The sequence below is a fragment of the Sulfobacillus thermosulfidooxidans genome, from assembly GCF_001280565.1.
In the GTDB taxonomy this organism is placed as follows: Bacteria; Bacillota; Sulfobacillia; order Sulfobacillales; family Sulfobacillaceae; genus Sulfobacillus; species Sulfobacillus thermosulfidooxidans_A.
In genome coordinates, this window is the sequence record NZ_LGRO01000001.1 from 791,709 (window position 1) to 804,645 (window position 12,937).

General features: G+C 47.5%; 14 protein-coding genes and 1 tRNA gene. 13 read left to right on the top strand and 2 right to left on the bottom strand.

Translation table 11 applies throughout. The annotated features are described in order from the left end of the window. Positions 1–4 precede the first annotated feature (4 nt). From ruvB to AOA63_RS04270, 9 genes are all read left to right on the top strand, one after another. Positions 5–1,030 (top strand): Holliday junction branch migration DNA helicase RuvB, encoded by a 1,026-nt coding sequence (gene ruvB, locus AOA63_RS04235; protein ID WP_053958544.1) that lies wholly within the window; start codon positions 5–7, stop codon positions 1,028–1,030. A 36-nt stretch (positions 1,031–1,066) separates the two neighbouring features. Then, positions 1,067–1,798, top strand: a complete 732-nt coding sequence (gene sigI / locus AOA63_RS04240; RefSeq protein ID WP_053960604.1) for an RNA polymerase sigma-I factor — start codon at positions 1,067–1,069, stop codon at positions 1,796–1,798. Positions 1,799–1,801: 3 nt separating this feature from the next. Next, positions 1,802–2,851 carry an anti-sigma-I factor RsgI family protein gene (locus tag AOA63_RS04245; protein WP_053958545.1) on the top strand — a complete coding sequence of 350 codons (1,050 nt, stop codon included), beginning with the start codon at positions 1,802–1,804 and terminating at the stop codon, positions 2,849–2,851. Positions 2,852–2,938: 87 nt separating this feature from the next. After that, positions 2,939–3,238, top strand: coding sequence for a preprotein translocase subunit YajC (gene yajC / locus AOA63_RS04250; protein WP_278276931.1), 300 nt, complete (start codon positions 2,939–2,941; stop codon positions 3,236–3,238). 92 nt (positions 3,239–3,330) lie between these two features. Then, complete coding sequence (locus tag AOA63_RS04255) at positions 3,331–4,584, top strand: Glu/Leu/Phe/Val family dehydrogenase (RefSeq protein WP_020374563.1); 1,254 nt, start codon at positions 3,331–3,333, stop codon at positions 4,582–4,584. 103 nt (positions 4,585–4,687) lie between these two features. Continuing rightward, positions 4,688–6,181, top strand: coding sequence for an acyl-CoA carboxylase subunit beta (locus AOA63_RS04260; protein WP_053960606.1), 1,494 nt, complete (start codon positions 4,688–4,690; stop codon positions 6,179–6,181). A 55-nt stretch (positions 6,182–6,236) separates the two neighbouring features. Further along, positions 6,237–6,395 carry a hypothetical protein gene (locus tag AOA63_RS19680; protein ID WP_171822607.1) on the top strand — a complete coding sequence of 53 codons (159 nt, stop codon included), beginning with the start codon at positions 6,237–6,239 and terminating at the stop codon, positions 6,393–6,395. Between the two features lie 60 nt (positions 6,396–6,455). Next, entirely contained in the window at positions 6,456–6,860 is a 405-nt protein-coding gene (locus AOA63_RS04265) for a biotin/lipoyl-containing protein (protein ID WP_053958546.1), read from the top strand. Positions 6,861–6,862: 2 nt separating this feature from the next. Then, positions 6,863–8,077, top strand: coding sequence for a PIG-L deacetylase family protein (locus AOA63_RS04270; protein WP_053958547.1), 1,215 nt, complete (start codon positions 6,863–6,865; stop codon positions 8,075–8,077). Between the two features lie 52 nt (positions 8,078–8,129). On the opposite strand, the gene AOA63_RS04275 is transcribed toward AOA63_RS04270, so the two are convergent. Both AOA63_RS04275 and AOA63_RS04280 read right to left on the bottom strand, forming a co-directional pair. Next, positions 8,130–8,564, bottom strand: coding sequence for a CBS domain-containing protein (locus AOA63_RS04275; RefSeq protein ID WP_053958548.1), 435 nt, complete (start codon positions 8,562–8,564; stop codon positions 8,130–8,132). A gap of 337 nt (positions 8,565–8,901) precedes the next feature. Next, positions 8,902–8,977 (bottom strand) — tRNA-Ala (locus tag AOA63_RS04280). A gap of 274 nt (positions 8,978–9,251) precedes the next feature. Here AOA63_RS04280 and mraZ point away from each other — a divergent pair. From mraZ to AOA63_RS04300, 4 genes are all read left to right on the top strand, one after another. Beyond that, complete coding sequence (mraZ, locus tag AOA63_RS04285; RefSeq protein ID WP_053958549.1) at positions 9,252–9,683, top strand: division/cell wall cluster transcriptional repressor MraZ; 432 nt, start codon at positions 9,252–9,254, stop codon at positions 9,681–9,683. 13 nt (positions 9,684–9,696) lie between these two features. After that, on the top strand, positions 9,697–10,584 hold the full coding sequence (gene rsmH, locus AOA63_RS04290; RefSeq protein WP_053960607.1) for a 16S rRNA (cytosine(1402)-N(4))-methyltransferase RsmH: 888 nt from the start codon (positions 9,697–9,699) through the stop codon (positions 10,582–10,584). Positions 10,585–10,698: 114 nt separating this feature from the next. Continuing rightward, positions 10,699–11,151, top strand: coding sequence for a hypothetical protein (locus AOA63_RS04295; RefSeq protein WP_053958550.1), 453 nt, complete (start codon positions 10,699–10,701; stop codon positions 11,149–11,151). Further along, on the top strand, positions 11,148–12,872 hold the full coding sequence (locus tag AOA63_RS04300) for a peptidoglycan D,D-transpeptidase FtsI family protein (protein WP_053958551.1): 1,725 nt from the start codon (positions 11,148–11,150) through the stop codon (positions 12,870–12,872). The genes AOA63_RS04295 and AOA63_RS04300 overlap by 4 nt, the downstream gene beginning before the upstream one ends. Positions 12,873–12,937 lie beyond the last annotated feature (65 nt).

Sequence of the window (12,937 nt, forward strand, 5' to 3'; positions counted from 1 at the left end):
GAACGTGGATGATCGTGTGATTTCAGGCCACAGCACCCAAGATGGGGAATACGAGTTAAAATTACGGCCGAGCCGCTTACAAGAATATATTGGACAAGATGACTTAAAGGAAAAACTGTCGATTTTTATTCAAGCCAGTTTAGCGCGCAAGGAAGCATTAGATCATGTTCTCCTTTATGGACCCCCAGGACTCGGCAAAACCACACTGGCGCATATTATTGCCAATGAATTAGGCGTTTCTATCCGTTATACGTCAGGTCCTGCGATCGAGCGCCCCGGCGACTTGGCGTCCATTTTAACCAATATTGATGAACGGGAAGTCTTATTTATTGATGAAATTCACCGCTTATCCCGGTCGGTCGAAGAAGTTCTTTATTCGGCGATGGAAGACTTTGCATTAGATTTAGTTTTGGGAAAGGGACCGGCAGCAAGATCGGTCCGTTTGGATTTGCCACATTTTACGTTGATCGGTGCGACAACACGTCCTGGTCTGTTAGCATCACCCCTAAGGGACCGATTTGGAGTATTATTACATTTAGATTTTTATCGAGCCCAAGAACTTTCACTAATCATCCATCGATCGGCGAAAGTTTTAGGAATTCCCATTGAATCCGAGGCAGCCAATGAAATTGCCAGGCGAAGTCGCGGGACACCTCGTGTGGCGAACCGCTTACTAAAGCGTATTCGGGACTACGCTCAAGTGCGTGCATCCGGATACGTCACACATATGATTGCTATGGAGGCTCTAGATTTACTGGATGTCGACCGTTATGGGTTAGATCAAATTGACCGCCGTTTGTTATTGTCGATTGCCGAACGGTACCAGGGCGGACCCGTGGGACTTGAAACCTTAGCTGCTGTGGTGGGCGAGGAAAGTGGAACCATTGAGGACGTTGTAGAACCATATCTTCTTCAACAAGGATTTTTACAGCGGACCCCGCGTGGTCGCGTCTTAACTCTTCGCGCGTACCAGCATCTTGGCATACCCGTAGCTCCCGGACTTTTCGATGGTCCAGTTTCTGACCGTTGAGATCTTTTATGGAGGTGAGGACCCTTGGGAATAGGGTTGCCACGACGACGTGTTGAACCTCCAGCATTATTATCTTTGGCTCAAGCGGGTGATGAGGGGGCACGCAACCAGCTCATTGATGATTTTACGCCCTTTATTTTGAAAGTGGCCAGTCAGGCGGCGGGAAGGTACTTGAAACCCGGTCAAGATGAAGAAATCTCCGTCGCTTTACTTGCGTTCAATGAAGCGATTAGTGCCTACAACGGAAAAAAAGGGACATTTTTGGCCTTTGCTCGTACGGTAATTGCTAGGCGTCTGGTCGATTATTTCCGGCGTCAAAAAGCGCGCTTACAAGAGATTTCCCTAAGTGAACTCGAACGCGAAGATGATGAGGGATACCTATTGTATGCCCAAGTGGATGGATTGGCTAAAGAACGATGGGCCATGGGCCAGCATGAAGAAAATCGGATATTTGAGATCATGGAATTTCAAGAACAGTTGGCGATTTATGGAATATCGTTGGACGAGCTATCTCGCATTTCTCCCAAGCACCAAGACGCCCGAGACCGATCAATTCAGATCGGCCAACTTATCGCCGGGACCCCAGCTTACCGCACCTATCTTGAACACAAAAAAGAGCTGCCTTTAAAAGAATTGGTTAAACACCCAGGTATTACCCGTAAAACATTGGAACGACATCGAAAGTATATTATAGCGGTAGCCATCATTCTGATGTCCGATTTGCCTTATTTACGGAGTTTCGTGTTGGACCGAATACGAGGTGAATAATAGATGGGATCCCGAGCTGTTGTCATTGCCATTGATAAACATTATGCTACCGTTCTGTTAGCAGGGGGCCAGTTTAAACGCATACGAGTGACGCGCGAACCATTAGTTGTAGGACAAGAGTTTCGGGTCTCTTCGTGGCCACATTTTCGCGCCGTGAAACGAGCTGTTGGTGCTGCGGCCGCCTTGGCCGCTCTCATGATGGGAGCCAATGGGTATTTGGCTCATCCGTTGCCGGGAGCGACGGCCGTTATTAGTATTGATATTCAGCCGAGTATTAATATGGTCGTCGGTGGCAATAATCCGGTAGTATTACAAGCATCGGGCCTTGATCAGTCAGGGCGTGAGCTGCTCCATCAAATCTCTTTGCAAGGCTTGCCCATCAGTAGAGCGTTATGCGCATTGACCCGTCTCGCCAAACACGATGGATATCTCAAAACGCACCCATCGTATATTGTGTTGGGGGCAATTTCTCAGTCTCATTTGGCTTGGTTCACAAAACTGTGCACTGTAGAGAAGACCTTCTTGGCAGACAATAGTTCGTGGCATGGACATCTCATTGCCCTTTCTATGGTTACGCATAAATCTTTAAAAAATTATGCGCACCGGGATGTATCAATTGGGCGATATCTTTTATGGAAAAAAAACCATGAGCTTGCGAGTCTTCCGCTAAATATGTCTCAACAACTACAAAGTTCTCCTTTAAGTGTCCTGGTAAACCACAAATTATCCTCTCCGGCGCACTCTCGGCCTTTATATCAGAACATGCCAATTGGCCCCCTTGCTTTTCCTCGAAGAGCCAGGATTAATCCCCCTGCGTTAACAGTTCTTAACGTAACAGCAACATCTCATCTGCAGTCGATAAATCCTCCTCATATCTTACGAGGGGCTACATTGCCTGGGCATTTTTCGAGGAGCCCAGTACCGCTAGTGCAAGAAGTGACAACGGTAGTGATGCCTAACACTGTGCCTAATTTGCCGAAAAGGCACCTTCCCGCAATTAAATGGGCATCACCCGTGCCTCATCGCCCTATTCCTCACCGGGTGAGTTCATAGGTGAAAATCTTCGACAACAATATGGTTGCGCGTTACGGGGAAAATCTGTAAGAATATGGTGAGATACAGGCCTTAGCGTTCAGAGCGGTGAGGTCAGGAAATGGGGAGATTATTACGCACACACATGGCACGAGCACTTTATATTGGATATTTTTTGCGGTTTTGATTGGCATGACAGTGTGGATGTTTATGCAGCAATCTCGCACACAAAAAAGCCGTCAACAATTGCAAAATAGCCTACAAAAAGGAGACCGGGTGGTGACCGTAGGGGGAGTCATTGGCACGGTTATGCAAGTCGATGAACGCCGTGTTGTCTTACAAATTGCCGACGGTGTGCGCATCGATGTTTTAAAGACCGCTATCGGGGGAAAATATCAAGAATCGTAATCGTTCCTAGTTTTGTTCCGAGGTGTGCTATAATACGTGCGAATTCCGCAGTTGCGGCAATTCCATGAGACACACTTGGGGAGGCGGAAATAGTGGCGGATTCGTCACTTAATCCATTTTTGCGAGCACAGCAGGCATTCAAAGAAGCTGTAGAGACACTTGGTCTAGAGCCTGCGGTATATGAGATTCTTAAGCAGCCACTCCGATCATTCGAAGTGGCAGTACCTTTTATTCGGGACGATGGCACATTACAGGTTTTCAATGGTTACCGGGTCCAACACAATGATGCTTTAGGGCCGACAAAAGGCGGACTGCGCTTTCACTCGTCGGTGACCATGGATGAGGTGAAAGCCCTGGCCATGTGGATGAGCGTCAAATGCGCTTTGCTAGGACTTCCTTACGGCGGTGGCAAAGGTGGAATCGCTTGTGATGTTGATCAATTGTCCGAAAGCGAAATCGAACGGCTAAGCCGGGAATATATTCGTGCCGTCAGTTTGGTGATTGGTCCGGACAAGGATATCCCTGCCCCAGACGTGTCAACTAATCCTCAAATCATGGCATGGATGGTCGATGAATATTCCCGGATTCGTGGCGAAAATACATTTGGCTTGATTACCGGAAAACCGATTGTGATTGGCGGATCGGCGGGACGTGTGGAAGCTACGGGACGAGGCCTCGTATTTGCAACCAAACAATTAGCTAAGGAATTGGGTATTGACTTTGCCAAAAGTCGTATCGCGATTCAAGGCTTTGGCAATGTGGGTTCGGTTGCGGCCGAAATCTCTTATGACATGGGCGCAAGTGTTGTTGCTGTTTCCGATAAGGACGGAGGCTTGTATAATCCGGCTGGCATTAACATCCCGGACTTGTTAGAATATAAGCGCATTAATCGGCGCCTTCAAGGATATCCTCATGCGGAACCGATTTCCAACAGTGAACTCTTAGAGCTGCCTGTGGACATTTTATTCCCTGCGGCATTGGAGAATCAAATTACGGCAGATAATGCCCCAAACATCCGGGCGCGTATTGTGGGAGAAGGGGCAAATGGACCAACGACACCGGAAGCCGATCGCATTTTGTTCGATAAGGGCATTATGGTCATTCCTGATGTTTTAGGAAATTCTGGTGGTGTGACGGTTTCGTATTTTGAATGGGTTCAAAATCAAACCCGATTCTATTGGTCGGAAGATGAAGTGAATCAGCGACTAGAAGAGTATATGTCAAGGGCTATGGCACAAATGCATACTATGCATGAACGATTTGGTGTAACACTGCGCAAGGCAGCGTATTTGGTGGCGGTTGAGCGGATAGCCCAGGCTATGCGCTACCGGGGATGGTTAAAATAGGATGAAGCAAAGGGTTCTCCTTATGAGAACCCTTTGAGGAGGATTTTGTGTGGATCATGATCCCTTACGTGAACTGAAAGTACGACAACAAAAAATTGAAGCTATGGGTGGACCTGCTCGTATTGCCAAACAACATCAAGCAGGTAAATTGACCGCACGTGAGCGGATTGCTCTCTTGCTCGATGAAGGGACCTTTGAAGAAATTGGAGCGCATATTCGGCATCGCTCTACATTTTTTGGCTTAGACAAACAAGACATTCCGGCGGATGCGGTTGTCACGGGTTCCGGACGAATCAATGGCCGGGTTGTCTATGTATTTTCGCAAGATTTTACGGTGGCTGGCGGATCTTTGGGTGAAATGCATGCCCAAAAGATTCAACACCTTCAAGATTTAGCCTTAAAAACTGGTAGCCCCATTATTGGATTGAATGATTCCGGAGGAGCCCGCATTCAAGAAGGGGTTGATGCCCTATCAGGGTACGGGGAGATCTTTAAACGGAATACGTGGTCATCCGGGGTCATCCCGCAAATTACCGTTATCATGGGCCCCAGCGCGGGCGGTGCCGTATATTCGCCGGCCCTTACGGATTTTATTATTATGGTGCGACGAACCGGGCAAATGTTTATTACAGGCCCCCAAGTCATTAAAACCGTTACAGGGGAAGAAGTAACGGGGGAACAAATTGGGGGAGCCGATGCACAAATCCGTAAAAGTGGTGTGGCTCATTTTGCGGCAAATAATGACGAAGAAGCCTTGCAATTAGTGAGGCATTTACTCTCATATCTGCCCAACAATAATCGTGAACTCCCCATCGTGGTACCTAGCCAAGATCCGTTAGACCGCATGATTCCATTCCTCGGTCAGGTCGTTCCGCGAGATGCCAATAAACCCTATGATGTTAAACAGATTATTGAGCATGTCGTAGATTCTGGTTCTTTTTTGGAAGTCCAGCAAGGGTATGCAGACAATGTGGTTATTGGTTTTGCACGGATCGGTGGACATACCATCGGTGTAGTGGCCAATCAACCCCGAATTCTAGCCGGGACCATGGATATTAACGGTTCGGACAAGCTAGCCCGTTTTGTCCGTTTCTGTGATGCTTTTAATATTCCTCTGGTGACTTTTGTCGATACCCCGGGGTATTTACCAGGTACGGCACAAGAATATGGCGGCATCATTCGGCATGGCGCCAAAGTTCTTTTTGCCTACGCTGAAGCTACCGTTCCCAAAGTGACTGTCATTTTACGCAAAGCCTACGGTGGTGCGTATCTGGCTATGTGCAGCCGCTCATTAGGGGCTGATTGGGTTTTGGCATGGCCGACTGCCGAAATTGCGGTGATGGGACCAGAAGGAGCAGCTAATATTATCTTTCGAGATATTATCAATCATGCCGAAAATCCGGTAGCGATGCGCCAACAAAAAGCCGAAGAATATCGTGAAGAATTTGCTAATCCGTATGTGGCTGCTTCCCGCGGCTATATTGATGCCGTGATAGATCCCCAAGAGACAAGATTTCGCATTGCCCGCGCTCTAATGACGCTAACCAATAAACGTGATGACAGACCTCACAAAAAGCATGGCAATATTCCTTTATAGAATTGAGATGATGCATGGCGATGGCAAAAAATGACGTTTACACCGGAGGAGAATCGTGAACGAAACAGAAATCACTAAGGAAGTATCCTCTGAAGTACTGGCGGCAATAACAGCTGCGCTATTATGTATGGAGAATATCGATTGGGATACGACGCGAATGCGGATTCGTGAAGTCTGGCCACAAGAGAGCGCCTGGCGCTGGGTCGGTTGGTAGGCCGTTCGATATTCCTTTCATGGCGTGGATTTCTGATAATTTGAGGAGGTTTTCGTGTTCATGGCAGTTCGCAAGTTTCGTATTCGCGTTAATGGGGTCGTTTATGATGTCGAGGCAGAAGAAATTTCTATCGAACAATCAGCAGGGTCAGCGTCATCGTCGTCAACACCTAGTGCCCCCGTTGTGACCCCGCCTGTACCCTCAGAGCATCCTAAAGCGGCGGCGCCGGTGGTGATGCAAGATGGCGAGATGGTGATTGAAGCGCCACTCCCCGGGGCAGTCCTTGATGTCAAAGTCCAAGAAGGTCAACTTGTCGAGGTGGGACAGGTTTTGATTATCTTAGAAGCGATGAAAATGGAGAATGAAGTAACGGCCCCCGTCTCAGGACGGATTAAAAGTTTACGAGTGCAAAAAGGCAGCTCGGTGGATGCGAATGAGGTACTCGTGATTATCGAACGGGTTTAACCATGGCCAAGATTTTAGTGATAGCTCCTCACCCAGACGACGAGGCATTAGGAGCGGGAGGCGTTATTCACCGCGCCGTTCAAGCCGGTAATGATGTTCGTGTTATATTGATGACGGCTGGTGATGGGTTTGTCCAAGATGCGGAACGTTACTACTTATCGTTGCATGTGACGCCCGAAGAATATCTTCATCTAGGCTATGAGCGGCAACTCGAAAGTCAACGAGCCATGGCACATCTGGGACTTAGCCCTGAACACGTGGCTTGCTTGGGGTTTCCTGATGGGGGACTTGACCATTTACTTTTACATTATGGCGATTCATTACCTTTTGAGAGCCAAACAACACAGCAAGCCTCGGTTCCTTATATTCATTTGCCCTCATATCACACACCCTATACGGGTAATCATCTTTTGCAGTTACTTATTGATGAACTAGAGAGGTTCCAGCCGCATTGGATTGTCAGTCCAATTCTTGTTGATCAACATCCCGATCATTGGGCTACATCCGCTTTTGCCACGTTAGCATTATTTCAGTGCCAGGCAAAGAATCTATCATGGGCTCAATCTGCCCAGCAATGGGGATACTTGATCCACTGGACAGGTTGGCCGTTGCCTTTGGGGTATCATCCCGAATTGGGTATGGAAATGCCACAAGCATTGAAAGCTCACCCTTTTATCACATGGTATCCTCAAGACGATTATGCGGAACAAGAAATTCAGAACAAACGCCAAGCTTTGCTCTCCTACGACAGCCAAGTGGAACTCATTAAACCCTTTTTACAGGCATTTGCCCGTCGCAATGAAGTTCTCGGAAAAGTTTTGCCGCTTCCCTGGGGGACGCGGGTGGTATTGCCGCGACCTAAGTCAGTGACCTTGCCGAAATTAATCCACAAAGATTTTGGGCTTATAGGTAGTACATGGTGGTTTGACGGGGAGCAAATGCATGTCTTGTTGGAACTAAGTGCGCGCCCAGAGTGGACCATTCGTTTGGCGACCTTTGTCATCACTTCAGACATCCAGTTTTTCGCTGCGGAAATTAAGAATAACGTAACAAGTGAAGCGATGAAGCGCATCGATACTGAACATGGAACCCAACTGGTGTGGTCCCCGCAAAACAATGTCATCAATGGCCGGGCTCTTATGGGAATCGTTATCTATGATGAGGAGAACAAATTAATTGCCCGAACTGGATTCTGGCCTTGGCAGTCTTTAAAATGATGCATCGCAAAAAGAACGAGAGCCCTTACTGACGGCTCTCGACACAATGCGTTTAGTGAATAGCGTTGGACTGGTGGCTGGGTTCAGAAATTTCACTTAATGCTTGACCCGATTCTGTCACAAAAATATTGACTCGAGCTAAATCAGCAATAGCTAAAATGCCGACTAACTTGCCATTTTCGACAACGGGCAACCGGCGAATTTGGTGGTCCGCCATCATATTGGCTGCTTCCTTGGCATCCGCATCAGGTGATATGGTCACGACCTTGGAAAACATTACCGACTTGACAGGCGTATCGGGACCCTTTCCTTCGGCTACAGCGCGAATCGTAATATCGCGGTCAGTGACCACTGCTGCCACCTTGTCATTTTCTAAAACCGGAAGACTGCCACAATCGACCTTTTTCATCAGTTCAGCAGCCTTTTGGATAGAGTCGGATGGAGAAACGGTGAAAACCTTTTTCGTCATAATTTCGCTTACCTTCAAGTGTTGTCCCCCTCTTTCTTTAATTAATCCGTTCTAGTATGAGTTTCTAGCTACACTTCATGCATGACCACTATATCTTGATGGATGTATGGGAGAAGGGCACTGAATGGCAGAAATGTGTGATAGCCCGGTTAGCGGAATGGGACTGTGACAACATAAGATTTTTCAGGTAAATCCGGATTGAGGCATCACTTACCGGCAGGGATGCCAATTAAAGAAAAGAGAGGTCTTCAAGTCAGGGAATATTGTTCGAATAATAAACCGTCACGTCTAGCAATTATAAAAAATCCGTAAACCTTTTTCGGTTACGGACTAAAAAGAATATAAAATGTGATTTTGGTGGAGACGAGGGGAGTCGAACCCCTGACCTCTAGAGTGCGATTCTAGCGCTCTCCCAACTGAGCTACGCCCCCGACGCATGGCATATTATATCGAGCCTCGTGCGTGTTGTCAATGCAAAGAATTCCTTTGGCAAATTCCGTCATAAAGAGTCTAACCTATGAGGAATCTTCCTACTGTTTCGAAGATATTTGACGGCATCTTCAATATCTTGCTCTCTTCATGGTCGTACCGAACCAGTTTTTGGCATGAAATTCTTTTCAGGAAAAAGCAGGAATGAAGGATTCCATGGCGAATTGAAAAGTGGAACGAAGTGGAGGGTTGTGGAGGAAAAGGGGGGATCTGACCGTGTTGATGGGTGAATATGAGCACACATTAGATGATAAAGGTCGGATCACGATTCCCGCAAAACTCCGCGACGATTTAAATGGCCACTTCGTGATTACCAAAGGTCTTGATGGGTGTTTATTCATTTATCCGATGGATGAATGGCGCAAATTAGAAGAACGTTTGAAAGCGTTACCCATGACAAATGCTAATGCACGAGCATTTGCCCGACTGTTCCTTGCTGGAGCGCAAGACGTTGAAATGGATAAGCAATACCGGGTAACGATTCCTCCGCGCTTACGGGAACATGCTGGAATTGACCGGGAGGTTACATTGGTCGGAGTAAGTACACGCGTTGAAATGTGGGCGACCGAACGATGGACGGCTTATCAACAGTCTGCCCAAACAAGTTACGAAGAAGTCGCGGAAAAGATGGTGGATTTTGGATTTTGATCGGGGTGTTGGCATGACATTTTCACACGTGTCGGTGTTAAGTAAAGAAGCCATGGAATATTGGGCGCACGATGAGAAGGGTATTTATATTGATGCCACAGTGGGAGCTGGAGGCCACAGCTTTCAATTGTTGTCACGGTTTCCCCATGTACGTCTCATAGCCGTCGATCAAGATCCAGTCGCCTTGGAAGCAGCAAAGGAAAGGTTAACGCCCTTTCTAGACCGGGTCAGTTGGGTACATGCCAATTTTCGCGACTTGCCTACTGTAATCACTCCTGAGCTCCACGGGCATATTGCTGGAATGCTTTTTGATCTGGGTGTATCATCGCCACAATTTGACGATCCAGATCGGGGATTTACTTATCAATACGACACCGCATTAGATATGCGAATGGATCCTTCAAACCCAGTGACGGCTTTTCGCTTAGTTAATATGCGTTCTAAAGAAGAAATTGCTCAGGCTCTGCGTGACTGGGGGGAAGAGCGATGGGCTCAACGTATCGCAGATTTTATTGTGAAGGCCAGAGAAAAGGAACCTATTCGCACAACCGGGCAGCTGGTGGAATTAATTAAAGCGGCAATTCCTGCATCTGCGCGGAGAACGGGAGGACATCCCGCCCGACGAACTTTTCAGGCATTACGGATATGGGTAAATGACGAGTTGGGGGCTTTGAATGAGGGACTTGAAGGGGCGCAGCGTTTATTGGCTCCCCATGGACGCATTGTGGTGATTTCCTTCCATTCTTTAGAAGATCGCATTGTGAAGCATGCATTTCGTCGATGGGCTCAAGAGCAAAAGGGTCAAGTTTTAACCAAACATCCTTTGACTCCTTCTGACGATGAAATTCAAGACAATCCGCGTTCCCGGTCAGCAAAATTACGGGCTTTCGAACGCCTTTGATTTTAATGAAACAATTAGCGAAACGGGTGCTTTATGGCTTTGGTGTCGACACAGTATGCGGTAATTGGCTATGAACCTTAAAAAATCGACAAAACGCAAGGAGGAATACGTTCAATGATCGACCGCGAACCCTATAATGGCTTGAACGAAGGCAATTTAGCACGAACCTGGGAAAAAAGGCTTCGCTATAAGGAAGTCGTCAAACCCCGGCGGAAACTAAAGCCATGGCTTCACACTATTTTGTGGATTGGATCGTTGTGGGCAGCAGCTATGGTTGCATCAGTATTAGCGATTCATGTCATGGTCATGGGCTACCAAGTCGACCAATTACAGAATCAGTATACCCAATTAAAACGTCAACAACAGATGCTGACACTCGATGTCACAACCTTAAGCTCTCCAAAAGCATTAGCCGCTGATGCATCAAAACTGAAAGTGACCATGGTTGAACCCAAGCAACCTGTGGTAGAGATGTCCACTTTCAAACGTCATTCAAGTCATGTCTCATGGATTCAGTTGGTCGATCAATGGATTAACCAGCTTCGGGGAGCCATCGTTAAATCATGAAAACACGACGATCAGTGCAGTGGCGTGCTTTATGGACCTTAATCTTCACAGCCGTGTTCATGCTAGTGCTGATCATTCGGTTGGTCATCATTCAAATTGCTGACGCTTCCAGTCTGCAGGCTTATGCGCGGAACATCCATGTTCATAAGATCATTTTGCCGGCGCCGCGGGGCAAAATTATTGATCGTAACGGAACAATTTTAGCGATGGATGTGCCGACCTATCAGATTGTCGCCGCTCCCAAATATGTCACCCATCCGGGTCAAGAAGCGGCCATTTTGGCTAAATATTTGCCGTTTTCCCAGTCGTTGTTGAAAAAAGTGTTGAGTAATAATTCTTGGTATGCTCTGTTGGATCGTTCGGTACCACAAAGTTTAGCCACGAAAATTCAGCAACTCAATTTAACCGGAATTAGTGTCATTCCCTCGAGCGGCCAAGAATATCCTAATGGCACGTTGGCTTCGCAAGTTATCGGGATGGTGGGAGCCAATGGTCAGGGGCTAGCTGGTATTGAGTATGAAGATAATAAGATCTTATCAGGAAAACCCGGGTATTGGATTGTACGGACGGATGCGAGCGGCAATCCCCTGCCGCAATGGCAAGAGGCGTATAAGGCACCTAAGCCGGGCGATACAGTGCAATTAACCATTGATGCGAATATTGAGGCGGTCGCTCAAAAATGGCTAAAGTGGGGCGTAAAACGAGCCCATGCGTTGAATGGAACCGTCATTATCCTTAATCCTCATACCGGTTCCGTTATTGCCTTAGCCAACTGGCCGAACTTTAATCCTAATAACTATTATTCTGCGACTCCGTTAGAGATGACAGATTATGCTGTGCAGGATCCCGTTCCTCCCGGCTCCATTTTCAAACCGGTCACGGCTTCGGCGGGCTTAGGATTGGGTCTCTTTACTCCGAATAGTATGTTCGATACGCGTGGTTATAAAATTGTAGATGGCGTGCGCATTAACGACTGGAATCCGGTGGGATGGGGTTGGATCACACTAACACGAGGCTTAGAGGTCTCGTCGGACCAAGTGTTTATGGATGTCGCCTTGAAAGTCGGCGTCGACGGGATGTACCACTATATTAAGGAATTTGGATTGGACCACCCCAGCAATGTGGGATTGCCGGGGGATTCCAGTGGGATTTGGATTCCCAAAAATCAAGTCAATGCGGTGGATTTAGCAACCATTGGATTTGGTCAAGGTATGGCGGTGACGCCCATGCAGATGATCACTGCAGATTCTGCCATTCCCAACCATGGGGTCATGATGCAGCCTCATATTCTTAAGGCTATCCTATCGCCCACGGGACAGGTCATTAAGACGGTCAAACCGCAGGTGGAATCACGACCTGATACGCCCAAAGTGGCGAAAGAGATAGAGCACATGATGGTTTTGGAAGCGACTCAAGGAACCGGGGTTCCTGCACAAGTTCCCGGGTATGTGATCGGTGGGAAAACCGGGACGGCTCAGAAGATTGTTGATGGGAAAACCTCTAGCAACTTGTTTGTGTCGTCTTATATGGGATTTGGTCCAGTTCCCCATCCTCGGTTTATCATGCTTGTGATGATCAATCGACCCATTGGCAAACTGTTCTATGGCGATCAGGTTTCAGCCCCAGTCTGGCAGCATATTGCTTCTTACCTATTTAAATATTGGAAGATTAAACCTTATGCAGGACCAGATAATGGATCCAAACCGTTCGTCAAGCCGTAACGGGTTCTGCTCAGGACGATTTGGACATACACATGGTGAGTAACCAAGCCTGAGTTCCAGGCGAG